This is a genomic window from Pseudomonas sp. MPDS, from assembly GCF_013283895.1.
Taxonomy (GTDB): domain Bacteria; phylum Pseudomonadota; class Gammaproteobacteria; order Pseudomonadales; family Pseudomonadaceae; genus Aquipseudomonas; species Aquipseudomonas rhizophila.
Window position 1 is genome coordinate 3,110,290 of sequence record NZ_CP054128.1, and the last position, 25,939, is coordinate 3,136,228.

The 25,939-nt window shown below is 60.9% G+C and carries 18 protein-coding genes; 13 read left to right on the plus strand and 5 right to left on the minus strand.

The window, feature by feature from the left end; all coding sequences use genetic code 11:
• Positions 1-35: 35 nt before the first annotated feature.
• Complete coding sequence (locus tag HQ912_RS13710; protein ID WP_047225770.1) at positions 36-299, minus strand: hypothetical protein; 264 nt, start codon at positions 297-299, stop codon at positions 36-38.
• Between the two features lie 184 nt (positions 300-483).
• On the opposite strand from HQ912_RS13710, the gene HQ912_RS13715 reads away from it, so the two are divergent.
• Complete coding sequence (locus tag HQ912_RS13715) at positions 484-1,041, plus strand: NADPH-dependent FMN reductase (RefSeq protein ID WP_047225771.1); 558 nt, start codon at positions 484-486, stop codon at positions 1,039-1,041.
• A 106-nt stretch (positions 1,042-1,147) separates the two neighbouring features.
• The gene (locus HQ912_RS13720) at positions 1,148-2,431 is read left to right on the plus strand and encodes an arsenic transporter (protein WP_107322357.1); all 1,284 of its coding nucleotides are present in this window, start codon (positions 1,148-1,150) and stop codon (positions 2,429-2,431) included.
• A gap of 129 nt (positions 2,432-2,560) precedes the next feature.
• Here the strand turns inward: HQ912_RS13720 and HQ912_RS13725 are convergent, their stop codons facing one another.
• A complete protein-coding gene (locus HQ912_RS13725) occupies positions 2,561-3,526 on the minus strand; it encodes a DUF1853 family protein (protein ID WP_107322358.1) in 966 nt (321 codons plus the stop codon).
• A gap of 103 nt (positions 3,527-3,629) precedes the next feature.
• On the opposite strand from HQ912_RS13725, the gene HQ912_RS13730 reads away from it, so the two are divergent.
• The 8 genes from HQ912_RS13730 to HQ912_RS13765 all read left to right on the plus strand — a co-directional run bounded on the left by HQ912_RS13730 (position 3,630) and on the right by HQ912_RS13765 (position 14,047).
• Complete coding sequence (locus HQ912_RS13730; protein WP_003202709.1) at positions 3,630-4,520, plus strand: NAD(+) kinase; 891 nt, start codon at positions 3,630-3,632, stop codon at positions 4,518-4,520.
• Complete coding sequence (locus HQ912_RS13735; protein ID WP_171061363.1) at positions 4,517-5,491, plus strand: metallophosphoesterase; 975 nt, start codon at positions 4,517-4,519, stop codon at positions 5,489-5,491. Before HQ912_RS13730 ends, HQ912_RS13735 begins: the two co-directional genes overlap by 4 nt.
• The gene (locus HQ912_RS13740; RefSeq protein WP_107322359.1) at positions 5,488-6,360 is read left to right on the plus strand and encodes a rhomboid family intramembrane serine protease; all 873 of its coding nucleotides are present in this window, start codon (positions 5,488-5,490) and stop codon (positions 6,358-6,360) included. Before HQ912_RS13735 ends, HQ912_RS13740 begins: the two co-directional genes overlap by 4 nt.
• A gap of 44 nt (positions 6,361-6,404) precedes the next feature.
• The gene (locus HQ912_RS13745) at positions 6,405-6,665 is read left to right on the plus strand and encodes a YeaC family protein (protein WP_047225776.1); all 261 of its coding nucleotides are present in this window, start codon (positions 6,405-6,407) and stop codon (positions 6,663-6,665) included.
• Positions 6,662-7,492, plus strand: a complete 831-nt coding sequence (locus HQ912_RS13750) for a DUF2797 domain-containing protein (protein ID WP_076384435.1) — start codon at positions 6,662-6,664, stop codon at positions 7,490-7,492. Before HQ912_RS13745 ends, HQ912_RS13750 begins: the two co-directional genes overlap by 4 nt.
• A 13-nt stretch (positions 7,493-7,505) precedes the next feature.
• The gene (gene pepN / locus HQ912_RS13755) at positions 7,506-10,163 is read left to right on the plus strand and encodes an aminopeptidase N (protein ID WP_173406902.1); all 2,658 of its coding nucleotides are present in this window, start codon (positions 7,506-7,508) and stop codon (positions 10,161-10,163) included.
• Positions 10,164-10,575: 412 nt separating this feature from the next.
• Positions 10,576-11,628 carry a WD40/YVTN/BNR-like repeat-containing protein gene (locus tag HQ912_RS13760; protein WP_107322360.1) on the plus strand — a complete coding sequence of 351 codons (1,053 nt, stop codon included), beginning with the start codon at positions 10,576-10,578 and terminating at the stop codon, positions 11,626-11,628.
• Positions 11,629-11,671: 43 nt separating this feature from the next.
• Entirely contained in the window at positions 11,672-14,047 is a 2,376-nt protein-coding gene (locus HQ912_RS13765) for an efflux RND transporter permease subunit (RefSeq protein WP_047225780.1), read from the plus strand.
• Between the two features lie 61 nt (positions 14,048-14,108).
• Here the strand turns inward: HQ912_RS13765 and HQ912_RS13770 are convergent, their stop codons facing one another.
• The 3 genes from HQ912_RS13770 to HQ912_RS13780 all read right to left on the minus strand — a co-directional run bounded on the left by HQ912_RS13770 (position 14,109) and on the right by HQ912_RS13780 (position 21,638).
• Positions 14,109-18,806: a dermonecrotic toxin domain-containing protein gene (locus tag HQ912_RS13770; protein WP_173406903.1), complete on the minus strand. Its 4,698-nt coding sequence runs from the start codon at positions 18,804-18,806 to the stop codon at positions 14,109-14,111.
• 136 nt (positions 18,807-18,942) lie between these two features.
• Positions 18,943-19,662: a FadR/GntR family transcriptional regulator gene (locus tag HQ912_RS13775; RefSeq protein WP_047225782.1), complete on the minus strand. Its 720-nt coding sequence runs from the start codon at positions 19,660-19,662 to the stop codon at positions 18,943-18,945.
• A gap of 239 nt (positions 19,663-19,901) precedes the next feature.
• The gene (locus HQ912_RS13780; RefSeq protein WP_047225783.1) at positions 19,902-21,638 is read right to left on the minus strand and encodes an IlvD/Edd family dehydratase; all 1,737 of its coding nucleotides are present in this window, start codon (positions 21,636-21,638) and stop codon (positions 19,902-19,904) included.
• A 193-nt stretch (positions 21,639-21,831) separates the two neighbouring features.
• Between HQ912_RS13780 and HQ912_RS13785 the strand changes: the two genes are divergently transcribed.
• The 3 genes from HQ912_RS13785 (at position 21,832) to HQ912_RS13795 (ending at position 25,887) form a co-directional block, all read left to right on the plus strand.
• On the plus strand, positions 21,832-23,154 hold the full coding sequence (locus HQ912_RS13785; protein ID WP_047225784.1) for an MFS transporter: 1,323 nt from the start codon (positions 21,832-21,834) through the stop codon (positions 23,152-23,154).
• 147 nt (positions 23,155-23,301) lie between these two features.
• The gene (gene araD1 / locus HQ912_RS13790; RefSeq protein ID WP_173406904.1) at positions 23,302-24,294 is read left to right on the plus strand and encodes an AraD1 family protein; all 993 of its coding nucleotides are present in this window, start codon (positions 23,302-23,304) and stop codon (positions 24,292-24,294) included.
• A 12-nt stretch (positions 24,295-24,306) separates the two neighbouring features.
• Complete coding sequence (locus HQ912_RS13795; RefSeq protein ID WP_173406905.1) at positions 24,307-25,887, plus strand: aldehyde dehydrogenase (NADP(+)); 1,581 nt, start codon at positions 24,307-24,309, stop codon at positions 25,885-25,887.
• The last annotated feature ends 52 nt before the right edge of the window (positions 25,888-25,939 follow it).

A 25,939-nucleotide genomic window follows, 5' to 3' on the forward strand; every position in this document is an offset into this window, starting at 1 on the left:
CAAGTCCGGGCATGACTTCTGCTCATAACAACAGGTTATGAAGCAATTAGCGTTTCAGCGGGCGTTTGAGCGGGCGGTAGCGTTTCCGGTTCGCGGGTTAATTCAATCTGGGACTGCACCAGCATGAATTTGCCGTCTTCGAGTTGGTTGACGCGATCTCCGATCGCCAGCTTGAAAGTGGTCACAGGCTCCTTGCCGTTACCGTCGGGCGACGGGGTCGATTCTTGGTATTCATGCACTGAATAGACGCGACCTTCGGCGTCCCGTGCATGAAATTGTCCGACAAGTACTGCTGCCATTGCTTAGAACCTCTGGAAATAAATCACTCGATTTGCGGTTCTGTAGACCTTGGTCAAGCGCGGTAAGTTTTCCTACATGAAAAAAATAGTCCAGTCGGAAGGTTTTCGGTTCTCCGCTGGTCCAATTGTTCGCCCGATCATCTATAAATGGGGCTCCCTTGAACCCATCGTCGAGAAGTGTCCAATGAGTAATGTCTACACCGTGGCCGTTTTAGTGGGGAGCCTGCGCAAGGCTTCGATCAATCGCAAGCTGGCTCTGGCCCTGGCGGATCTGGCGCCGAGCAACCTGAAGCTGGAAATCATCGAGATAGGCGACCTGCCGCTCTACAACGAAGATATTGACGTCACACCCCCACCAGCCTACAGCACTTTCCGTGAGCAGGTTGGCGCGGCCGACGCATTGCTGTTTGTCACGCCTGAATACAACCGCTCGGTTCCGGCCCCGATGAAAAATGCCATTGACGTCGGCTCGCGGCCTTACGGCAAGAGCTGCCTGAGCGGTAAACCGGGTGCGGTGATCAGTGCCTCGCCGGGAGCCATGGGTGGTTTCGGCGCCAATCATCATTTGCGCCAGTCCCTGGTTTTCCTCGATGTGCCTTGCATGCAACAGCCGGAGGCTTATCTGGCCGGTGCGGGGAGCGCGTTCGATGAGCAGGGCGAGCTGTCTGAGTCGGTGAGGCCGTTTCTGCAGAAATTCATTGATGCCTATGGCAAGTGGGTTGAACAGCACAAAAAGGCCTGATGCCCGGCATTTTCAGGCATGCATAGCGGGTGAGGGGTTTATCCCCTCGCCACAAGGCGACCCTTCTTTTCCCCCTACTAAATCCCTTCTTTCAAGGCTGTTGCGCATGCTCCTCGCGTCGTTGATTTTTCTGCTGACCATTACATTGGTGATCTGGCAACCCAAGGGCCTCGGTGTTGGCTGGAGTGCAACGCTCGGTGCGCTGCTGGCGTTGTTGAGCGGGGTGGTGCAGGTCGGTGACATTGCCCTGGTGTGGCAGATCATCTGGAACGCCACCGGTACGTTTATCGCGCTGATCATCATCAGCCTGTTGCTGGACGAGGCTGGGTTCTTCGCCTGGGCCGCCTTGCATGTGGCCCGCTGGGGCCGAGGCAGCGGGCGCAAGCTGTTTGCGTTCATGGTGCTGCTGGGCGCGCTGGTGTCGGCTTTGTTCGCCAATGACGGCGCGGCGTTGATCCTGACGCCCATCGTAATTTCGATGCTGCTGGCCTTGCGTTTTTCTCCGGCGGCAACCCTGGCATTCGTGATGGGCGCCGGCTTCATTGCCGATAGCGCGAGCCTGCCGCTGGTGGTGTCGAACCTGGTGAACATCGTCTCAGCCGACTTCTTCGGCATTGGCTTCAACCGTTACGCGGCGGTCATGGTGCCGGTGAACCTGGTCAGCGTCGCGGCCAGCCTGGCGATATTGCTGTGGTTCTTTCGCCGCGACATCCCGCGCGACTATGACCCGCATCAACTGGATGCCCCGGCGAGTGCCATCCACGACAGGGCCACCTTCTTCGCGGGCTGGGCGGTGTTGGCGATTCTGCTGCTTGGTTGCTTCGCCCTCGAGCCGTTGGGCATTCCCATCAGCGCGATTTCGGCGGTCTGCGCCGCGTTATTGCTGGCCGTCGCGGCCCGCGGTCACAAAATCTCCACTCGCAGGGTCATGAAGGAGGCGCCGTGGCAGATCGTGATCTTCTCCCTGGGCATGTATCTGGTGGTCTATGGCCTGCGCAATGCGGGGCTGACTGGCTACCTGGCGCAATGGCTCGATGGTTTCGCCGCCTATGGTGTGTGGGGGGCGGCGATGGGCACCGGACTGTTGACGGCTTTGCTCTCGTCGATCATGAACAACCTGCCGACGGTGCTGATCGGTGCCTTGTCCATCGATGCCAGTCAGGCCACCGGGGTGGTGAAGGAGGCGATGATCTACGCCAACGTCATCGGCAGCGACCTGGGCCCGAAAATCACTCCGATCGGCAGCCTGGCGACTTTGCTTTGGCTGCACGTGCTGGCGCGCAAGGACATCCGGATTGGCTGGGGGTACTACTTCAAGGTCGGGATTGTGCTGACCGTGCCGGTGTTGTTGGTGACGTTGGCGGCGTTGGCGTTGCGGTTGTCTATTTAGACCGCGTTGACTTTATCGCGAGCAGGCTCGCTCCTACATGGATGCAGTGTTGCCATTGAAGTTGCAAACGCCGCGGTCACTGTGGGAGCGAGCCTGCTCGCGATGAGGCCCGGACAGACGCCGCCCATCTCACCCATTCCCCGGCACATCCGGCCAACGATCCGCCACCAGGAACGCTCGCTCGGTTTCTTCCCACTCACCCTCGGCATTTTCACTCAGGCGCACCATCAATTGTGCGGGGGCCATGGGGTCGAGGGCCATTCGCCAGGCATCCAGTTGCCCGGCGCTCCAGGTCTGGTCCGCCGGATAATGGGCCGGGGCGAGCCAGCCAGCCCGGGGCAGGGGTTGCCAGCGCCCCGGCGGACGCTGGGCAACGAACGCCGGCCAGTCCCGCTGATGCAGCCACCTTCCGCGCAAATGCCTGGGATGGGCGCCGGTTGGGGGTTCGGCTTGGCCGGGCCACGGGTAAAGCAGATAGCCGCCTAGCCAGAGTTCCGAGCGAAACAGCTCGATGCCCGAGGGTTCGATGCCCAGCGTTGCCAGGGCCTCTCGGCTTTCCGGGCGAGCGGAGATTGGTAGCTGGTGTTCGCGCAAATGCGCCAGTTTAAGGTCGAGCCGGTCATGGCAGCCCGGGCCGAGCCATTGTGCGGTGTCCTGCCCGTGGCCGTTTTGCGGCCCGAGGTACAACTTGATCGCCAGTTCCAGGTGGTGGATGCCGTCGCCATCGCGCAGCAGCAGGTCCAGTTCACCCAGGGTCTGGCCCTGGTGGCGGATCGGCAGGTTGGCGGCGATCAGCTCAATGCCCGGCGCGTGCTGCACCGCAAACTGCCACAACCGTTCGTAATACAGACCCAGGCGCCGGGTTCTGCCCTGGGACAGGCAATGCAGTAACGGATAGCTGTCGCGGTCCAGTTGTCGCAGCCACTGTTCCAGTTGATGAGGCTGTTGCACCCAGTCGCTGCCGGTCAGGGGATGGCGTTGGGGCCAGGGCGTGTCGATCAGCATCGGCGGGGCAAGGATCGCCCACGCCAGGTCGCGCACTTCGGGATGGCGCAGGCGGCGGGGCAAGTCGAGCAGTTCGGGGAACAGGATCATTTTGCGAGCATAGCCTGCGTCGAAGGCTTAAAGAATTTTGTCTATGGGCGGCTTTCGCCCATAATCGTGTTTTTCGCCCGACGCAGACCCTCGCAGGAGCCCCATGGAGCAATTTCGCAATATCGGCATCATCGGTCGCCTGGGCAGTTCGCAGGTGCTGGACACTGTTCGCCGACTCAAACGTTTCCTCCTGGAGCGGCACCTGCATGTGATCCTCGAAGATACCATCGCCGAAGTCTTGCCTGGTCACGGCCTGCAGACTTCGTCGCGCAAGATGCTCGGCGAAGTCTGTGACATGGTGATCGTGGTCGGCGGCGATGGCAGTCTGCTGGGGGCCGCCCGAGCCCTGGCGCGGCACAACATTCCGGTACTGGGCATCAACCGGGGCAGCCTGGGGTTTCTGACCGATATCCGCCCCGACGAGCTGGAAACCAAAGTGGCCGAGGTATTGGACGGTCACTATCTGGTGGAGAATCGCTTCCTGCTGCAAGCCGAGGTGCGCCGTCACGCCGAAGCCATCGGCCAGGGCGATGCCCTCAACGATGTGGTGCTGCACCCCGGCAAATCCACGCGGATGATCGAATTCGAGCTGTATATCGACGGTCAGTTCGTCTGCAGCCAGAAGGCCGACGGCCTGATCGTCGCCACGCCCACCGGCTCCACGGCCTATGCGCTTTCCGCCGGTGGCCCGATCATGCATCCCAAGCTCGACGCTATTGTGATTGTGCCCATGTACCCCCATACCTTGTCTGGGCGACCCATTGTGGTCGATGGCAATAGTGAGCTGAAAATCGTCGTGTCCAAGGATATGCAGATCTACCCGCAAGTGTCCTGTGACGGCCAGAACCATTTCACCTGCGCGCCGGGTGACACCATCACCGTCAGCAAAAAAGCGCAGAAGCTGCGCCTGATCCACCCGCTGGATCACAATTACTACGAAGTCTGCCGGACCAAGCTCGGCTGGGGCAGTCGATTGGGGGGTGGAGGCGACTGATGCTCGATCCTGCGCGCAGTTACGACCTGATCGGCGACGTGCACGGATGCGCCCTGACCCTGGAACGCCTGCTGGACCGCCTCGGTTATCACAAGCAGGGCGGCGTCTGGCGGCACCCGTCGCGCATGGCCGTGTTCCTGGGGGACATCATCGACCGTGGTCCGCGGATCCGCGAAGCCCTGCACATCGTCCACGACATGGTGGTGGCCGGTCAGGCGCTGTGCATCATGGGCAACCACGAGTTCAACGCCCTGGGCTGGAGCACGCCGGCGTTGCCGGGCAGCGGCCAGCGCTACGTGCGCGAACACACCCCGCGCCATGCCCGTCTGCTCAACGAAACCCTGACCCAGTTCGAGCAGCATCCGGGCGACTGGCATGACTTTCTCAAGTGGTTTTACGAGTTGCCGCTGTTTGTCGATGCCCAGCGCTTTCGGGTGGTCCACGCCTGCTGGGACAACGGTCTGATCGAGCCGCTGCGAGGCTTGTTCCCGGACGGCTGTATCGACGAGCACTTCCTCCAGGCCTCGGCGGAGCCGGGCAGTTTCGCCTGCACGGTGTTTGATCGCCTGCTGCGCGGTACCGACATGCGCTTGCCCCATGGCCTGACCCTCACCGGCGGCGACGGCCTGACCCGTTCGTTCTTTCGCACCAAGTTCTGGGAAGACGATCCTCAGACCTATGGAGACATCGTGTTCCAACCCGACGCCTTGCCCGAACCGGTGGCTCGCACGCCGCTGTCGCCCGACGAAAAGAATAATCTGCTGCGCTATGGCGTGCATGAACCCATGCTGTTCGTCGGTCATTACTGGCGCAGCGGCAAACCCGCGCCGATCCGCTCGAACCTGGCCTGCCTGGATTACAGCGCGGTGCTTTACGGAAAACTGGTGGCCTATCGTCTCGACGCAGAAACCCGACTGGACCCGCATAAATTTGTCTGGGTCGATGTCGAACGGCCGGAGGAACTGCGATGAGCGTCGTGGCGGTCTTGCGCTTGCCCTTGGCCGAGGATCTGAGCGGCTTCGTCAAATTGCTGCAACGCATGCAGGTGCCCCATCGGGTCAGCGAGGAGGCGGGCGAGCAGGTGCTCTGGGTGCCCGATGAAATCTGCGAAGACGTGCGCTCGTTGTATGCACGCTTCCCGAGCGGCGATCCCGAGCACCAGTTGGAGTTGCCGGGCACCGGCAGCACGTCGCGACGGCCTGGTTTCGTCCAGCAACTGACCCGCAGCCCGGTTACAGCACTGGTGTTGCTGCTGAGCCTGATCGTCGGCGCCGTGACGTTGCTGGGGGAAAATCTCGAGACCTTGCGCTGGCTGACATTCCTGGAGTTTCGCGTCGTCGGCGACTATATCCATTTCACGCCCCTGGCCGACAGCCTGGCGGCAGGGCAGTGGTGGCGCCTGGTGACGCCGATGCTGATCCATTTCGGTTTCCTGCACATCGCCATGAATGGCATGTGGTACTGGGAACTGGGACGGCGGATTGAAGCGCGCCAGGGCGGCATCAACCTGCTGGGGCTGACACTGCTGTTCAGCCTCGTGTCCAACTTCGCCCAATATTTCTTCAGCGGCCCGACCTTGTTCGGCGGCTTGTCCGGCGTGCTCTATGGTCTGTTGGGGCACTGCTGGATCTTTCAACTGCTGGCGCCGAACCCGGCCTATCACTTGCCCCGTGGGGTGCTGGTGATGATGCTGGTGTGGCTGGTGCTGTGCCTGTCCGGGCTGATCTCGCTGATCGGTTTCGGCGAAATCGCCAACGCGGCCCACGTCGGCGGGCTGCTCATCGGTTGCTTCACGGGTTTGTTGGGCGGGCTGTTCGCTCGTCGTAAAATGGCCCTCTGACGGCGCCTGTAATATTTGAATATGCGCGATTGCGCGGAGAACCCATGTCCTCGTTCAACGAAATGATCAAAAACATCACCCCCGAGATCTATCAGAGCCTGAAGCTGGCGGTGGAAATCGGTAAATGGGCCGATGGCAACAAGCTCACCGCCGAACAGCGCGAATTGTCGCTGCAGGCGATGATCGCCTGGGAGATGCAGAATCTGCCCGAAGAGGAACGCACCGGCTACATGGGCCCGCAGGAGTGCCAGTCGAAGGCCACAGAAGTGCCGAACATCCTGTTCAAGTCGGATGCCATCCATTGATCGAGATTGGCCGCGGTGCAATCAGCAAGATGTCGGCACGCCTTGACGGGCCGACCGTTCAATACGCCTTTCGCCTGGGCGATACCGAGGTGCCAGTCAACCCGTTGATTGGCAGCACGGTGCGCCTGGAGTTTCTCGGTGCGATCCACTGCAGCCATTGCGGACGCAGGACCAAGACCAGCTTCAGCCAGGGTTATTGCTACCCCTGCATGACTAAACTGGCCCAGTGCGACCTGTGCATCATGAGCCCTGAGCGCTGCCACTTCGATGCGGGCACCTGCCGCGAGCCGGCCTGGGGCGAACAGTTCTGCATGACCGATCATGTGGTGTACCTGGCCAATTCCTCGGGCGTGAAAGTCGGCATCACCCGCGCCACGCAGCTGCCGACCCGCTGGCTGGACCAGGGCGCCAGCCAGGCGCTGCCGATCCTGCGGGTCGCCACTCGCCAGCAATCGGGCTTTGTCGAAGACCTGTTCCGCAGCCAGGTGGCGGACAAGACCAACTGGCGCGCATTGCTCAAGGGCGACGCCGTGGCGGTGGACCTGCCGCAGATCCGCGATTCGCTGTTCGAGAGCTGCGCCGAAGGTCTGCAAGGCTTGCAGGAACGATTCGGCCTGCAAGCGATCCAGACCATAGCGGACGTCGAGCCGATCGAGATCCGTTATCCGGTGGAGCAATACCCGGCCAAGATCGTCAGTTTCAACCTGGACAAGAACCCGATTGCCGAAGGCACGCTGCTGGGGATCAAGGGCCAATACCTGATTTTCGACACTGGCGTGATCAATATTCGTAAATACACGGCTTATCAGCTCGCCGTGCATCAGTAGAAGGATTTGCCCCATGCGCACCGAACAACCGAAGATGATTTACCTGAAGGACTATCAGGCGCCCGAGTACCTGATCGACGAGACGCACCTGACCTTCGAGTTGTTCGAGGACCACAGCCTGGTCCATGCGCAACTGGTGATGCGCCGTAACCCCGAGCGCGGTGCCGGCCTGCCGCCCCTGGTGCTCGATGGCCAGCAGCTGGAACTGCTCTCGATCAAGCTCGATGACACCGACCTCAATCCGCTGGACTATCAGCTGGACGCCAGCCACCTGACCCTGCAACCCAAGGCCCCGGCCTTCACGGTGGACACCACTGTCAGGATCCACCCGGAAACCAACACCGCCCTGGAAGGCTTGTACAAGTCCGGCAGCATGTTCTGCACCCAGTGCGAGGCCGAAGGTTTCCGCAAGATCACCTATTACCTCGACCGCCCGGATGTGATGAGTACGTTCACCACCACGGTGGTGGCCGAGCAGCACAGCTATCCGGTGTTGCTGTCCAACGGCAACCCGATCGCCAGCGGTCCCGGCGAAGATGGCCGGCACTGGGCGACCTGGGAAGACCCGTTCAAGAAACCCGCCTACCTGTTTGCCCTGGTGGCCGGCGACCTGTGGTGCGTCGAAGACACCTTCACCACCATGACCGAGCGCACCGTGGCGCTGCGCATCTATGTCGAGCCGGAAAACATCGACAAGTGCCAGCACGCCATGACCAGCCTCAAGAAGTCGATGCGCTGGGATGAAGAGGTCTATGGCCGTGAGTATGACCTGGACATCTTCATGATCGTCGCGGTCAACGACTTCAACATGGGCGCCATGGAAAACAAGGGCCTGAACATCTTCAACTCCAGCGCAGTGCTGGCCCGCGCTGAAACCGCCACCGATGCCGCGCACCAGCGGGTCGAAGCGATCGTTGCCCACGAGTATTTCCATAACTGGTCGGGTAACCGCGTGACGTGCCGTGACTGGTTCCAGTTGTCCCTCAAGGAAGGCTTCACTGTGTTCCGCGACGCCGGTTTTTCGGCCGACATGAACTCGGCCACGGTCAAGCGTATCCAGGACGTGGCGTACCTGCGCACTCACCAGTTTGCCGAAGACGCTGGTCCCATGGCCCACCCGGTGCGCCCGGACAGCTTCATCGAGATTTCCAACTTCTACACCCTGACCGTGTACGAAAAGGGGTCGGAAGTGGTCGGCATGATCCACACCCTGCTGGGGGCCGAGGGCTTTCGCAAGGGTAGCGACCTGTACTTCGAGCGCCACGACGGCCAGGCCGTGACCTGCGATGACTTCATCAAGGCCATGGAGGATGCCAACGGCGTCGACCTGAGTCAGTTCAAGCGCTGGTACAGCCAGGCGGGTACGCCACGGCTGGCGGTCAGCGAGTCCTACGACGCTGCTGCCCGAACCTACAGCCTGACCTTCAGCCAGAGCTGCCCACCGACCCCGGACAAAATGGAAAAACTGCCATTTGTGATTCCCGTGGAGCTGGGTTTGCTGGACAGCAAGGGCAATGAAATCCCTCTGCGCCTGGCCGGCGAAGCGGCGGCAACTGGCACGTCCCGGGTGATCTCGGTGACCGAAGCCGAGCAGACCTTCACCTTTGTCGACATCGCCGAAAAGCCGTTGCCTTCGTTGTTGCGCGGCTTCTCGGCCCCGGTGAAGCTTAGCTTCCCGTACGATCGGGACCACTTGATGTTCCTGATGCAGCACGACAGCGACGGCTTCAACCGCTGGGATGCCGGCCAGCAGTTGTCGGTGCAGGTGCTGCAGGAACTGATCGCCCAGCATCAGAAAGGCGAAAATCTGGTGCTGGATCCGCGTCTGGTCAGCGCGTTGCGTAGCGTGCTGTCGGACGAATCCCTGGATCAGGCCATGGTCGCGGAAATGCTCTCGCTGCCAAGCGAGGCCTACCTGACGGAAATCAGCGAAGTGGCCGACGTGGAGGCGATCCATGCCGCGCGGGAATTCGCCCGTCAGCAACTGGCGGACAGTCTGTTCGAAGCCCTGTGGCTGCGCTATGAGGCCAACCGTGACCTGTCCAAGCGCACGCCGTACGTGGCCGAGGCCGAGCATTTCGCCCGTCGCGCCTTGCAGAACATCGCGCTGTCGTACCTGATGCTGACCGACAAGCCGGAAGTGCTCAGTGCCACCCTGGAGCAGTTCGACACCGCCGACAATATGACCGAGCGTCTCACGGCCCTGGCGGTGCTGGTCAATTCCCCGTTCGAAGCCGAGAAGGCCAAGGCCCTGGAAGTGTTCGCGGAGAACTTCAAAGGCAACCCCCTGGTCATGGACCAATGGTTCAGCGTCCAGGCCGGCAGCCCGTTGCCGGGCGGCCTGGCGCGGGTCAAGGCCTTGATGGAACATCCGGCGTTCAATATCAAGAACCCGAACAAGGTACGCGCTTTGGTGGGGGCGTTTGCCGGGCAGAACCTGATCAACTTCCACGCGGCTGACGGTTCAGGTTATCGCTTCCTGGCGGATCTGGTGATCCAGCTCAATGGCTTCAACCCGCAGATCGCCGCACGGCAACTGGCGCCACTGACCCGCTGGCGCAAATACGACAGTGCCCGCCAGGCGCTGATGAAAGCCGAGCTGGAGCGCATCCTGGCGTCCGGCGGGCTGTCGGCCGATGTGTTCGAAGTGGTAAGCAAGAGCCTGGCGTGACCTTGGCACCGCGGTCTGCCTGGCAGGCCGCGGTGTTCCCATCGCGAGCAGGCTCGCTCCCACAGGTGATCTTCAGTGAGCATATATCTTGTGTTCAACATTGATCCCTTGTGGGAGCGAGCCTGCTCGCGATGGCGTCAGACCTGTCTACACAACAACCGCCTCGATAGCCTGCCATAACCTCCCCGAATACCCCTTCATTCACCCCCGACCGCACTGCGCCACGGTTAACAAAAGATAACGCGGCGTCGATTGTCAGACCTTTCCAAAGCCCGATAGGATAGGTCAGCTTCCGAAGTGGCTCTAGATTGCAGGTTTCAGGACTATGCTCCAGAACAGTCAATCACGATGAGCCCGCTTACGGCGCCCTGAAGGGTTGAATGACCTAACAATAATAATGGGGGAAAGGTCTATGAATGAGCCTGTCATGGCTGTGGGCCGCTGCCGGCCGCCGGTACTGCGCAGAGTCGCGTTGCTGGTCTCGGCGCTCTCGCTGCTGGGCTCTGCCGTGTTGTCTGCACCGGTGATGGCCGTAGCGGCTTCGACATCCGATGTCATCTATTCCGTCGAGTCGGCCAAGGCCAGCAAAACCCTGATGCTCGATGTGGTCCATGCCGGCAAACGCCTGGTGGCGGTCGGTGATCGCGGGCACATTGTCTATTCGGACGATCAGGGCGGTTCCTGGACTCAGGCCAAGGTGCCGACCCGCCAGTTGCTCACCGCAGTATTTTTCGTCGATGACAAACACGGCTGGGCCGTGGGGCACGACGCGCAGATACTGGCCAGCGAAGACGGTGGCAGCACCTGGACCAAGCAATTCGAAGACCTGCCCCGTGAATCGCCGCTGCTGGACGTCTGGTTCAAGGACGCGAGCAACGGTTTTGCCGTGGGCGCCTACGGGGCGCTGTTCGAAACCACCGACGGCGGCAAGCACTGGGAAGAGGTCGGGGATCGTCTCGACAACGAAGACCAGTTCCACCTCAACGCGATAGCTGCGGTGAAAGACGCCGGGCTGTTCATCGTCGGTGAGGCTGGCAGCATGTTCCGCTCCAGCGATTGGGGCCAGACCTGGGAAAAGATCGAAGGCCCATACGAAGGTTCGCTGTTCGGCGTCATCGGCACCGCTCAGCCTTCAACGCTGTTGGCCTACGGCCTGCGCGGCAACCTCTATCGCTCCACCGATTTTGGTAGCACCTGGGAGCAGGTCGAGCTCAAGGCCACCCGCGGTGCCCTGGAATTCGGCCTGTCCGGGGCCACGCTCTTGCCAGATGGCTCCATCGTAATTGTCGGCAATGGCGGCAGTGTGGTGCGCAGCAGTGATGACGGCGTGACCTTCAGCGTGTTCAACCGCCCGGATCGGATTTCCGTGGCGGCTGTCACGGCGGCGGGCAACGGCAATCTGATCCTGGCAGGACAGGGTGGCGTTCATGCCACCACCCCCACCGGCGCTGAATTGAGCAAATGAGCCGCAAACATCCGGCGGGCACAATAACAAGAAGGCGGACCCCATGAGCAGTCATCACCAAGACAAGGCGACGTTCCTCGAGCGCCTGATTTTCAACAACCGCCCGGCAGTGATCGTCATTTGCCTGTTGGTCAGTATTTTCCTGTTCTGGCAGGCCACGCTGATCCGGCCGTCCACCAGTTTCGAAAAGATGATCCCCCTCGAGCACCCCTTCATCGAGAAGATGCTCGAACACCGCAATGACCTGGCGAACCTGGGCAACACGGTGCGGATTTCCGTGGAGGCCACCAACGGTGACATTTTCTCCAAGGATTACATGGAGACCTTGCGCCAGATTCACGACGAGGTGTTCTACATTTCCGGCGTCGACCGCTCCGGCCTCAAGTCGTTGTGGAGCCCGAGCGTGCGCTGGACCGAGGTGACGGAGGAGGGTTTTGCCGGTGGTGAGGTGATTCCCCAGAGCTATGACGGCTCGGCAGACAGCCTCGACCTGTTACGCAACAACGTGCTCAAGTCCGGCCAGGTCGGACGTCTGGTAGCCAACGATTTCAAATCGAGCATCATCGATATCCCGCTGTTGGAGTCCTATCCGGACCCGCAGGACCAGGGCAAGCTGCTGGCCCTGGATTATCAGAAGTTCTCCCACGAACTCGAAGACAAGATCCGCAACAAGTTTGAAGCCCAGAACCCCAACGTAAAGATCCATATCGTGGGCTTCGCCAAGAAGGTCGGTGACTTGATCGACGGCCTGACCATGGTGGTGATGTTCTTCGGCGTGGCCTTCATCATTACCCTGGTGCTGCTGTACTGGTTCACGAACTGCATGCGCAGCACCATTGCAGTGCTGAGCACGACCCTGGTGGCCGTGGTCTGGCAGTTGGGGCTGATGCACGCCGTCGGTTTCGGGCTCGATCCTTATTCGATGCTGGTGCCGTTTCTGATCTTCGCCATTGGTATCTCCCACGGCGTGCAGAAAATCAACGGTATCGCTTTGCAGTCCAGTGAAGCGGACAACGCCCTGACGGCGGCGCGGCGCACATTCCGCCAGTTGTTCCTGCCGGGGATGATCGCAATCCTGGCGGATGCCGTCGGCTTCATCACCTTGCTGATCATCGACATCGGCGTGATCCGGGAACTGGCCTTCGGTGCGTCCATCGGCGTGGCGGTGATTGTGTTCACCAACCTGATCCTGTTGCCGGTGGCGATTTCCTATGTTGGCATCAGCAAGCGTGCCATCGAGCGCAGCAAAAAGGATGCGACGCGGGAGCATCCGTTCTGGCGCCTGCTGTCGAAGTTCGCCAGCGCCAAAGTCGCGCCGGTGTCGATCATCCTGGCCTTGATCGCCTTTGGTGGCGGCCTCTGGTACAGCCAGAACCTGAAGATCGGTGACCTGGACCAGGGCGCGCCGGAGTTGCGTCCGGACTCGCGCTACAACCAGGACAACAACTTCATCATCAGCAACTATTCCACCAGCTCCGATGTCCTGGTGGTGATGGTCAAGACCAAGGCTGAAGGCTGCTCACGCTATGAAGCCATGGCTCCCATCGACGAGCTGATGTGGAAAATGCAGAACACCGAGGGGGTGCAGTCGGCGATCTCCCTGGTCACCGTGTCCAAGCAAATGATCAAGGGCATGAACGAGGGCAACCTGAAATGGGAAACCCTGTCGCGTAACCCAGACGTGTTGAACAACTCCATTGCCCGGGCCGATGGCCTGTACAACAACAACTGTTCCGTGGCCCCGGTGTTGGTTTTCCTCAACGACCACAAGGCCGAGACCCTGGACCGCGCCGTGAAGGTGGTGCAGGAGTTTGCCAAGGAAAATAATCGCGACGGCCTGGAGTTCATCCTCGCCGCCGGCAACGCTGGCATTGAGGCTGCAACCAACGAAGTGATCAAGGAATCGGAACTGACCATCCTGGTCCTGGTGTACATCTGTGTGGCAACCATGTGCATGATCACTTTCCGTTCCTGGGCGGCGACGCTGTGCATCGTGCTGCCGCTGGTGCTGACCTCGGTGTTGGGGAACGCCCTGATGGCCTTCATGGGTATCGGTGTGAAGGTCGCGACGCTGCCAGTGGTGGCGCTTGGCGTGGGGATAGGCGTGGACTACGGCATCTATATCTACAGTCGCCTGGAAAGCTTCCTGCGGGCCGGCTTGCCGTTGCAAGAGGCGTACTACCAGACGCTGAAGTCCACCGGTAAGGCCGTGTTGTTCACAGGCCTGTGCCTGGCTATCGGTGTGTGCACCTGGATCTTCTCGGCCATCAAGTTCCAGGCCGACATGGGGCTGATGCTGACGTTCATGTTGTTGTGGAACATGTTCGGGGCACTGTGGCTGCTGCCGGCGCTGGCGCGGTTCCTGATCAAACCTGAGAAAATGGCAGGGCAGAAGAGTAAGTCGTTGTTTGCCCATTAATACATGTGGCGAGGGAGCTTGCTCCCTCGCCACATGTATTACGCCAGCCTTTGAACAGAGATCAAGGCGCCAACGGCAAGAACTTGCTCTGCGCCAACGGCCTGCCGATCTGTCCTCGATGCACATTCACCACCGCATAAGGGCTTTTCGCCTTGGCCAGCATCGAGTGATAGTGCTCCCGGCGTTGCTCCTTGGTTTTCAGATGCGCGACGCTGAAATCCGCTTTCGGCGTATCGGCCGCCTCGTAGTGAAAATGCGCATACCACAGCGGCCAACCGTCGCGGTCATTGATGGCGTACTCCTGAAGGAAATCCTTGCGCTCGCTTTTCAAGGCTTTGCGTTCGCCGAGCCGGGCAACCTGTATCAGGTTCTTTTCGAACAGGTAGCGCAGGTTGCTGTCGGTGGGCGGCAATTTGAAACTCAGTTCGGTACGCAGGGCGCTGCCCCGGGTAGCCAGGCGGGAAGCTGCGTTTGACAGTTCATCGATCAATGTTTGATCTGCTGGTGTGCGCGGTTTTGTCGAGGCGGTGAAGGCCCTTTCCAGTTCTTCGCAGCGTTTGCGGTAGCGACTCGCCTCATTGTTCATGATCTCCTCGATTTCCTGAGGAAAGCGGCACTGGGTTTTATACCGCTCTGCGCTCAGTAAACTGTTTTCCAATTGATCCAGCAGCTTGCGCGCTTCGCTCTTGATCGTTTTGATCGCTCTGGTGCGCGGTGGTGGCGGAACCGGTCGTTGTACTTCGACGATGTCCCAGACGTCATCGTGCTGTGAATACGTGGCGAGTAACTCGTCATCGACTTCGGAGCGTAACTCGACGACTTCAATCGGCAGGGAGGTGCCGGCGGGTTTCAGATCACCAATCAACACGCCGCCCTTACGGGTTTTGATCACCTTTTTTTGCGGACGCCCGCTCGCCGTTTTGGTGCGTTTTTGCGGACGCTTGCGCGGTTGCGGCGCCGGTTTTAGCTCGGCGGACAATGTCTTGGAGGCGTCGTCATAGAGCTGTTCGATCAGCTTGAACAGCCTGTCGAAATAGGATGGGTCAATGTCGCTGGCATTGAGTGCCTTGATGCCCTGCATGGCATCAAGGGAAGCGCCATAGTTTTCGGTCAGACTTTCCAGCACTTCAAGCCGCTCCGAAGGGGGCAGGTCATATGTTCCCAGGTCGGAGTGGGAGCGCACCTGTTCCAGCAAGAACTTGATGAGGTTATGCAGACTGGCGGGAAGGTCGGAGTCGGGGTTTTTGACCAGCAGGGCCCCGAGTATGGGTAACTGCACGGCCTTGGTGGCCAGCGCCGTTCTTTCTTCCTCGGGACGGTCCTTGGTCAGCCGCTCGAATATCTGCGCGCCTTCGGCATCCAGGTTCAATAGCGCGTCCAGGTGTCGATCTTTGAGTTCCAGCCAATAGATGGAACGATCGTTGATGACGCTCATTGCGTCGAGGTACGCAAAGTAGCCTGCGGGGTTGTCGGCGACAGCCTCCTTCAACGCCGGTCCGTTTTTTATGAATTGGATATTGGCGGCATCCAGGGCCAATAAATCCAACTCGACGACAAGAAAGGCTTTACGGGCATTGTTGACCACGTTTTCCATCAGGGCGCGAAGCATTTCCGGGGGCAATGTCATGTCAAGGCCGGCATATTCGGTTGCTTTGTTCAGCAGCCGCAGATAATCGTCAGTCTGGTCCTGGAGCAATTCATAAAACTGCGTACGTTTTGCCGCACGTTGCTCCTCGGTAAAGGCGCCTTCCTGAGTTCTGCTCATGACTTCCTGGGCAACTTGCACGGCCTTTAGCTTATCGGCTTCCTGTGCATGATAATTCGCCAGCTCCCGGCTCAGTTCCATCCCCCGCTGGGCCCTGAGCTTGCGCAGTTCGGCCACCCGCTTTGGGGGCATGCCCCCGCGCAGACGCAGGCGTAGATCCATGGACCAGTTGCCTTGGGTATCCGATTTCAACACCGGACCATTTTTTGCCGGGTTTCGCGGAGCCTGCGGGTCGACGATCACCGTATTGCCGTCCGGCTCCGGACTGATCCGATACAGTTGGTCTTCCACCAGTGCGTGCCATTTGTTCAGGATGACGTACAAGCCTGTATAGGGGCCATATTTGATCGGTTCAGGCATTGAAGTAGGGCGTGGCACCTGTAGCTGTTGCAGCCGGTTACGTTGTTCCGCTGTCAGGCGCTGGCGGGCACTGGCGAAACTGAGGTCCAGGTGCCTGCTGGCGCCCTGCAAGTGTTCGCCGGGCAAGCCCACCGGCCCTTCGAGAATGCGAGGCGACGCAGGCGCAGGCCATTGCTCAGGGATGACGCGCGGTGCGGGGGGACGCATCGCCTGTTCCTTCAGCGCATCGGGCAACGGTGCATGGGACAAGGCGCTGATGGCGGGAAACTGGTGCACCAGCATGCCGAGGTTGAGCAGCAGATCGACAGCGGCGAGCTCCCGGGTCACCGGGTCTTCGCTGCTCAGTGCCGGGATATCCTGGCTGGCGCTGGCCATCAGGCTCCACAGCCAGAAGGTGGCCATGACCGGGCCACGCAGCAAGGGCATCAGCAACGTATTGAACAGCAGGCTGCCGCCCTTGAGGAGCATGGCCCAGCGGCTCTCGCTGTTGGAGACTGAATCACGGTCGGCCTGGGAGATCAGGGCGCGGGCATTGCTGCCGTAAAGATACAGCATCAGCTCGCCGTTGCGCAGGAACTGCCGCAGTTCATCGTTTGCACCGTCGATGGCCAGCGTCGCAGGGGCGGGCTTGGCGGGGAGGTTGAATTCATCGCCCTGGAAAAACCGCACGATGTGCGGCTCCTGGAAGCCGCCATTGGCATAGATCGGCCGTGCGGCATCAGTCATCCAGGTCAGGATGCTTTTTTGCAGGTCCCCTGGGGTGACGACGGCCTTCAGCAGTGCCTCGCGCGTCGGGAACTCTTGCAACGAGGGCGCGTAAAGTGGGCGATACAGCAGGTGCGGTCCGGTTTGGACATCCTCCGGCTCGATAATGAACATATTGTTCACGATGTCGGGGTGGGCCTCGGGTTTGCGCAGGAAGGCCAGGTGGCGGATGACTACCGGTCGACCGCCTACCTGTTGGCTATCGGCCCCAGGATTGAGCAAGGCTTCAACCAGGCCCAGTCCTTGGCGGGTCACACCGTTTTCGTGGTTGAGCATTTGCTGGAAGGCTTCAAGCGGCAACTGTGCCGCGATCTGTTCGGCAAATATTCGCTGGCGTTCCTGGGCTTGAGGTACATCGTCCAACAGCCGTTGTTGCAGGTAGCGGGGATAGGCCGAACCAATGTCGACCTGTTCGATCAGCCCGTTCTTGCGGGTAATGAAGTCCGGCGTCAACCACCGGGGCAGCGTCAGGCCCAAGCGATGGTTGAGGATCAGGTTTGCACTCGGTCGGGCGATGAGGTTGTTGATGGCCAGCTCGGTCAGGCTCATCGTTCTTTTTTCGATGATCCCGCTAGTTCCGGGATAACCTGCGGCGACGGTGAAGGTCAGTTCTATATCATCAGGCTGGTATTGGATGGGTTGAGCCTTGTCCGGGTGGCTGTCGTTGGTTTGCCGCATCTGTTTGAGCAAGGCGTCGGCGGTAAAGGCCTTGATGTTCTTGATGTCGCTGAGAAAGGTGCGGCCCTGGTGGCGTTTTTTCGCGCTGGCCAATGTCAGGCTGTAGTGCTGGAATTTGGTTTGATCGACGATGGAAGCTTTTTTCAACCAGTCGGGCAACAGCGGCTCGATCCGTGCCGACGTTTCCGGCGTCAGGCGCGGCGCGTCAAGCAGATAACGGGCAGGGTCGCTCAGCTCCTGGTAGAGCGTCGACAGGTCTTGCAGGCCAATCCGCGAGGGCAACTGCACTGCGTTCAGGTCGGCCAGTTGCTGCTCCAGCACCATAGCCGCCTGGGTGTCGAAGACATTGCCACTGATCTCGTTGCGTTGACAGGTGAGCGTGTCGACCACGTACCGGCTGGCGATCAGTGCGCCCCAATGGTGATTGAAGGCTTCCAGGGATGCAAACGACTGCACGGCGCCGCCAGGGCGGCATAGCAGGAAGGTGGTCGCGCCTTTTGTGGCGTGAGTCAGGAGGATTTCGTTGCCGATCAGCACGCTGCTGGAGCCGTCTCGGATGAGCTTGGTTTCCAGGCTGTAGGCGTAGACGGGGGACGGGTTGTTGCGGCGAAAGCGCTGCTCGCGCTCCGGCCAGCGGACGATCTGGTCAAGGGCTTCGCGCGCCTGGTCAGTGAGGTCGGGTTGTCGCAGCCTGCGGATAGACAGCGTGTTCTTCAGTGCATCGCTGAGCCAGCGCCAGCGGCTGACGTTATTGCTTGTGTCGATTCCGGCATTCCAATAGCGGGTCAGCGCATCCTCCAGCCCGAGCGGTATGCTCCAAGGCAGTTCAAGCAGCAGTTTTTCGATGACCTTGATGTCCAGCTTCCCGTTGTCTGGTGAGAGCTCGCGGGGCGGGGTGTCGGTAAGAAAACATCGACGTCCACCGCGTTCCGGGAAATCCAGAGGGGTGCCGAGGGCCAGGTATTCGAGGACGCGGGGCATGAACGGTTGGAGCGTAAAGCCGCGAGAGGCTGGGTCCGGTGTGGCCAATCGGGTCTTGGACAGGTCGAAGGTCAGCGAGGGGTATTTTTCCTTGATGGCTTGCTCGAGCATGCGTTGCGCGATTTCTTCGAAGGTCGGGCGGCTGGCAAATAGCAGGCTGACCCTTTGCGCCAACGCGGGGAGCGTATTGGCCGGAGCGGGTGCGGTCATATGAAATCCTTTTCATAAATTCATGGCCGCCGGGAGTGACGACGAGGGAAGTATCGACATCCCGCTCCTGCGAGGGCGGTAAATAAATACCACCCTGGCGAATGCGGGTTATGCCTGGCCTCGTCGGGAGGGAAGATCAGGAAGGATCGGCGCCCAGCACCACATTCAGTGCGCTGCGGGCATCGTCAAGCTGCACCAGCGTGGCATGGCGGGCGCCGAGGGCGTCGCGGTTTTCGATGGCGGTGAGGATCGCCTTGTGGCGCGGCATCGCCAGTTCATGCAGGTTGGGCCGCTGGTTGGAGTGCTTGAGGGCTTCGGCGATGGCCACCGACAACATGTTGCACAGGTTGGCGAGCAGGTCGTTGTGGGTGGCATCGGCGATGCGGCTGTGGAAGTCTAGGTCCGGTTGCAGCACCGCTTCGGGGGTCGGTGCCGCCTCCATGCGCTGGTAGGCCTCGCGGATGGCAGCGATGTCGGTATCGTTGGCGAACTGTGCGGCGAGGGCCGCGGCGGCCGGCTCGATGATGCTGCGCACGCTGGTCAGCAGATTGAAGAACTCATTCTGCGGGCTGCTTTGCATCAACCAGTGCAGAACATCGGGGTCGAGCATGTGCCATTCCCGACGCGCCTTGACCACCGTGCCAACCCGTGGCCGCGAATACACCAGACCCTTGGCTACCAGCACGCGCGTGGCCTCGCGCAACACCGGACGGCTGACGGCATACTCCTCGCACAACAAAGCTTCGGCGGGCAGTTTATCGTCGGGTTTGAACCGCCCGGAAACGATCTGCATGCCCAGTTCCTGGACGATGCGCGCGTGCATGCTTTTGCGGTCGGAGGGTTTACGGTAGTCCATGGGGGGTGGCGCGATCCTGTGCGAAGGGGATGCTGCGCATGATAGCAGGCGCGGCGAGGGCGGGTCGCTAATGCGATTTTGATGTACACCCGAACCCATTGTGGGAGCGAGCCTTTGTGGGAGCTGAGCTTGCTCGCGATGAGGCCCTGCCAGTCAATATCTCTGTTGTCTGTTACACCGCTATCGCGAGCAAGCTCAGCTCCCACAAAAAGCTTGCTCGCGCAAGGGGATGAGTGGGGTCAGTGGGAGTGACGCGGCACCTCGGCGCCGCGGCAACCGACCAGGAAGTCGAAGTCACAACCCTGGTCCGCTTGCAGCACATGGTCGATGTACAGCTGGCGGTAGCCGCCCACCAACAGGTTCTGCGCTGGCGGCAGGTCGGCCAGGCGGGCGGCCAGTTCGGCGTCGCAAATGTCCAGGTGCAGACGCCCGCTGGCGCAGTCCAGTTCGATCCAGTCACCTTCCTTCACGGCCGCCAGTGGTCCGCCGGCTGCGGCTTCCGGGGCCACATGCAGCACCACGGTGCCGTAGGCGGTGCCGCTCATGCGCGCATCGGAGATACGCACCATGTCGGTCACTCCCTGGGCCAGCAACTTGGCCGGCAAGCCCATGTTGCCCACTTCGGCCATGCCTGGATAACCCTTGGGCCCGCAGTTCTTCATCACCAGAATCGAGCTGGCATCGACATCCAGCTCCGGATCATTGATCCGCGCCTTGTACTCGTCGAAGTTCTCGAACACCACCGCGCGACCACGATGTTGCATCAGCTCGGGCGTGGCGGCGGAGGGTTTGAGTACCGCGCCGAGGGGGGCCAGGTTACCGCGCAGCACGCAGATACCGCCGTCGGCCCGGATCGGGTTGTCCAGGGTACGAATGACTTCGTCCTGGCCATAGATCGGTGCGTCCTTGGTGTTCTCGCCAAGACTCTTGCCGTTGACGGTCAGCGCGTCGGGGTTAGGGATCAGGTTGGCTTCGCCGAGACGGCGCAGCACGGCGGGCAAACCACCGGCGTAATAGAACTCCTCCATCAGGAAGCGCCCGGACGGCTGCAGGTCGACGATGGTCGGCATGCCTCGACCGATGCGGGTCCAGTCGTCCAGGTCCAGTTGCACGCCGATGCGTCCGGCAATGGCCTTGAGGTGGATCACCGCGTTGGTCGAGCCGCCGATGGCTGCGTTGACCCGGATGGCGTTCTCGAAAGCCTCCTTGGTCAGGATCTTCGACAGCTTCAAGTCTTCACGGACCATTTCCACCGCACGCATGCCGGACATGTGGGCCAGCACATAACGGCGCGCGTCCACCGCCGGAATCGCGGCGTTGTGCGGCAGGGACGTGCCGAGGGCTTCGGCCATGCAGGCCATGGTCGAGGCGGTGCCCATGGTGTTGCAGGTCCCGGCCGAGCGGGACATGCCGCCCTCGGCCGCAAGGAAATCATCGATCGTGATGGTGCCGGCCTTGACCTGTTCGCTCAACTGCCAGACCACCGTGCCCGACCCGATGTCCTGGCCCTTGTGCTTGCCGTTGAGCATCGGTCCGCCGGTAACGACGATGGCCGGCACGTCACAACTGGCGGCACCCATCAGCAACGCCGGGGTGGTCTTGTCGCAACCGGTGAGCAGCACCACGCCGTCAATCGGATTGCCGCGAATCGCTTCCTCCACATCCATGCTCGCCAGGTTGCGCGTCAGCATGGCAGTCGGGCGCAGGTTCGATTCGCCGTTGGAGAACACCGGAAACTCCACAGGGAAGCCCCCGGCCTCGATCACGCCGCGCTTGACGTGTTCGGCGATCTGCCGGAAGTGCGCGTTGCATGGCGTCAGCTCCGACCAGGTGTTGCAGATGCCGATGATTGGCTTGCCATGAAACTGATGGTCGGCGATGCCCTGATTTTTCATCCAACTGCGGTACATGAAGCCGTTTTTGTCGGCGGTGCCAAACCATTGGGCCGAGCGCAGGGAGGGTTTCTTATCAGACATGATCGATTCTCTTATTGTATGACTATATGGTTTTAGCTTGCGCCTAACATAAGCGCAATTTGCTCTGTTTGGAAGTGTTGTTGGGTAAATAGTATTACTATATAGTCCGATTCAACGGAGGGATTGTCCTGGCGCTCATTGGTCAGAGAAATCCCCCAAGGTTCTATAACAACAACAATCGGAGACCGGTCCCATGAGCCAGGAATTGCGGCTAATTCGCCGCATCACGCTGAAACTGATTCCCTTCCTGATCCTGCTATACCTGATCGCCTACGTGGATCGCTCCGCCGTGGGTTTCGCCAAGCTGCACATGGGCGCCGACATCGGCATCGGCGACGCCGCCTACGGCCTGGGCGCGGGGTTGTTTTTCATTGGCTACTTCCTGCTTGAGATCCCCAGCAACCTGATGCTGGAACGCTTCGGTGCCCGGCGCTGGTTCGCGCGGATCATGATCACCTGGGGCGCCATCACCATCGGCATGGCGTTTGTGCAAGGGCCTTACAGCTTCTATGTGATGCGCTTTCTGCTCGGCGCGGCGGAAGCCGGATTCTTCCCCGGCGTGCTGTACTACATCACCCAATGGTTCCCGGTCCGCCATCGCGGCAAGATCCTGGGCCTGTTCATTTTGTCTCAGCCCATCGCCATGATGATCACCGGCCCCGTCTCCGGCGGCTTGCTGGGCATGGACGGCATCCTGGGCTTGCACGGCTGGCAGTGGTTGTTCATTGTCATCGGCCTGCCGGCGGTCTTGCTGACCTGGCCGGTGCTGCGTTATCTGCCGGATGGTCCGCAACAGGTGAAGTGGATGGACCAGACCGAAAAGGACTGGCTGACCGCTGAACTGAAAAAAGACCTTGAGGAATACGGCCAGACCCGGCACGGCAATCCGCTGCACGCCTTGAAGGACAAGCGTGTCCTGCTGCTGGCGCTGTTCTATCTGCCGGTGACCCTGAGCATCTACGGGCTGGGCCTGTGGCTGCCCACGTTGATCAAGCAATTTGGCGGCACTGACCTGGTGACCGGTTTCGTGTCCTCGGTGCCCTACATCTTCGGCATCATCGGTTTGCTGATCATTCCTCGCAGTTCCGACCGCTTGAACGATCGCTACGGTCATCTGGCCGTGCTCTATGTGCTGGGCGCCATCGGTCTGTTCCTCAGTGCCTGGCTGACGGTGCCGGTGTTGCAACTGGCGGCGCTGTGCCTGGTGGCGTTCGCGCTGTTTTCCTGCACCGCGGTGTTCTGGACCTTGCCGGGGCGTTTCTTTGCCGGCGCCAGTGCGGCGGCGGGTATCGCGCTGATCAACTCGGTGGGCAACCTGGGTGGCTACATCGGGCCGTTCGTGATCGGTGCGCTGAAGGAATACACCGGCAACTTGGCGTCGGGGCTGTACTTCCTGTCCTGCGTGATGGTGTTCGGTCTGGTGTTGACCGGCGTGGTGTATCGCCTGCTGGAGCGCAAGCATGTGCTGCCGGCGGAGCAGTTCGCAGCCAGTGCGCGGGGGGCGACGCGGACCTGAGGTGATTGAAATCCCCTGTGGGAGCGAGCCTGCTCGCGATTGCGATCTGTCAGTCGCATCAATGTTGCTGACCCAACGCTATCGCGAGCAGGCTCGCTCCCACAGGGATCAGCGTGTTATTCAAGCTTTGTTTGCAGGGAGAAAAATATGCGTTTAGTTCAGTTCGAATTGAATAACGGCGAACGTCGCGTCGGCGTGGTCGATGGCGAGCAAGTGCGCGAAGTGCAGGGCGTCCGGACCGTGCGCGACCTGGCTCTGGCGGCCATCGAGGCGGGTGTGAAGCTTGAGCAGCAGGTCAACAGCCTGGGCCTGGGAACCGCCCATGATTACCCGCAGTTACTCAGCGAACTGCGCATTCTGCCTCCGTTGGACCACCCGGACCCGGCGCACCTGCTGGTCAGCGGCACCGGCCTGACCCATCTGGGCAGTGCTTCGGCCCGGGACAAGATGCATCAGCAGGCCGGCGACGAAACCGCCATGACCGACACCATGCGCATCTTCAAGTGGGGCGTGGAGGGCGGTAAGCCTGAGAGCGGACAGGCCGGTGTGCAACCGGAGTGGTTCTACAAGGGCGACGGCAGCATCGTGGTCCGTCCGGGCCATCCGTTCCCGCTGCCGCCGTTTGCCGAAGATGCCGGCGAAGAGCCGGAAATCAGCGGGTTGTATGTCATCGGCCACGACGCTAAGCCATACAGACTGGGCTTTGCGGTGGGTAACGAGTTTTCCGATCATGTGATGGAGCGCAAGAATTACCTGTACCTGGCCCATTCGAAATTGCGCAGCTGCAGCTTTGGCCCGGAACTTCGCCTGGGTGAACTGCCTCAACATCTTTCCGGGACCAGTCGTATCCTGCGCAATGGCCAGGTGCTGTGGCAGAACGAGTTTCTCAGTGGCGAGGCAAACATGTGTCACAGCCTCGAAAACCTTGAGTTCCACCATTTCAAGTACAGTCAGTTCCTGCGTCCGGGTGACGTGCACGTGCATTTTTTCGGCACCGCGACCCTGTCGTTCGCCGACGGCATCCGCACGCAACCGGGGGATGTGTTCGAAATCAGCCAGACCGAATTCGGCGCACCGCTGGTCAACGGCATTGCCCCGGTGGACGCGGTGTTCAACCCGGGTACTATCGGCACACTTTAAAGGAGACTTTCGATGAACCAGATCCTTGGCCACAACTACATTGGTGGCGCGCGCAGCGCGGCCGGCCAGACACGCTTGCAGAGCCTTGACGCCAGCAGCGGCGAAGCCTTGCCCCATGAGTTCGTCCAGGCGACGGCCGAAGAAGTTGACGCTGCCGCCAAGGCTGCGGCTGCCGCTTATCCGGCCTACCGCAGCTTGAGCGCAGTGCGCCGGGCCGAGTTCCTCGAAGCCATTGCCGATGAGCTGGATGGCTTGGGCGATGAGTTCGTGGCCGTGGTCTGCCGGGAAACCGCCTTGCCGGCGGCGCGGATCCAGGGTGAGCGCGGTCGCACCAGCGGCCAGATGCGTCTGTTCGCCAAGGTCCTGCGTCGCGGCGATTTCTACGGCGCGCGCATCGACCGGGCCTTACCGGAACGCACGCCGTTGCCGCGTCCGGACTTGCGTCAGTACCGCATCGGCCTGGGGCCGGTTGCGGTGTTTGGCGCCAGTAACTTTCCTCTGGCATTTTCTACAGCGGGTGGCGACACCGCGTCGGCCCTGGCCGCGGGTTGCCCGGTGGTGTTCAAGGCCCACAGCGGCCACATGGCAACGGCCGAATGGGTGGCTGATGCGATTATCCGCGCGGCTGAAAAAACCTCGATGCCCGCCGGCGTGTTCAACATGATCTACGGCGGTGGTGTTGGCGAATGGCTGGTCAAGCATCCGGCGATCCAGGCGGTAGGCTTCACCGGTTCCCTCAAGGGCGGCCGCGCCCTGTGCGACATGGCCGCCGCGCGGCCCCAGCCGATCCCGGTATTCGCCGAGATGTCGAGCATCAACCCGGTGATCGTGTTGCCGCAAGCGTTGGAAAAGCGTGCCGACAGCGTCGCCCGCGATTTGACCGCCTCGGTGGTACAGGGCTGTGGTCAGTTCTGCACCAATCCCGGCCTGGTGATCGGCATCCGCTCGCCGCAATTCAGCGCCTTCACCCAACAAGTGGCCGCGCTGATCGGCGATCAGGCCCCGCAAACCATGCTCAACGCCGGCACGCTGCAAAGCTACGGCAAGGGCCTGCAGAAGTTGCTGGCTCACCCGGGCATCGAACATCTGGCCGGACGTGCGCAACAGGGCAACCAGGCCCAGCCGCAGTTGTTCAAGGCTGACGCCAGCTTGTTGATCAAAGGTGACGAGGCGCTGCAAGAAGAAGTGTTCGGCCCGACCACGGTGTTTGTCGAAGTGGCGGACCCAGCCGAGCTCACTGCCGCGCTGAACGGCCTGCACGGTCAGTTGACTGCAACCATGATCGGGGAGCCAGCGGATTTCGAGCAGTTCAGCGAATTGACTCCGTTGCTGGAGCAAAAAGTCGGTCGCATCCTGCTCAACGGTTATCCAACCGGCGTCGAGGTCTGCGACTCGATGGTCCATGGCGGGCCTTACCCGGCGACGTCCGATGCCCGTGGGACTTCGGTGGGTACGCTGGCGATCGATCGTTTCCTGCGCCCGGTGTGCTTCCAGAACTACCCCGACAGCCTGTTGCCCGAGCCTTTGAAAAACGCCAATCCGTTGGGCATCCAGCGATTGGTCGATGGGGTGCCGGGGCGCGAGGCGCTCTGATCGCAGTCAGGCAGTTGCATTGAAGTTCAATGGGCTGCCGCTATCGCGAGCG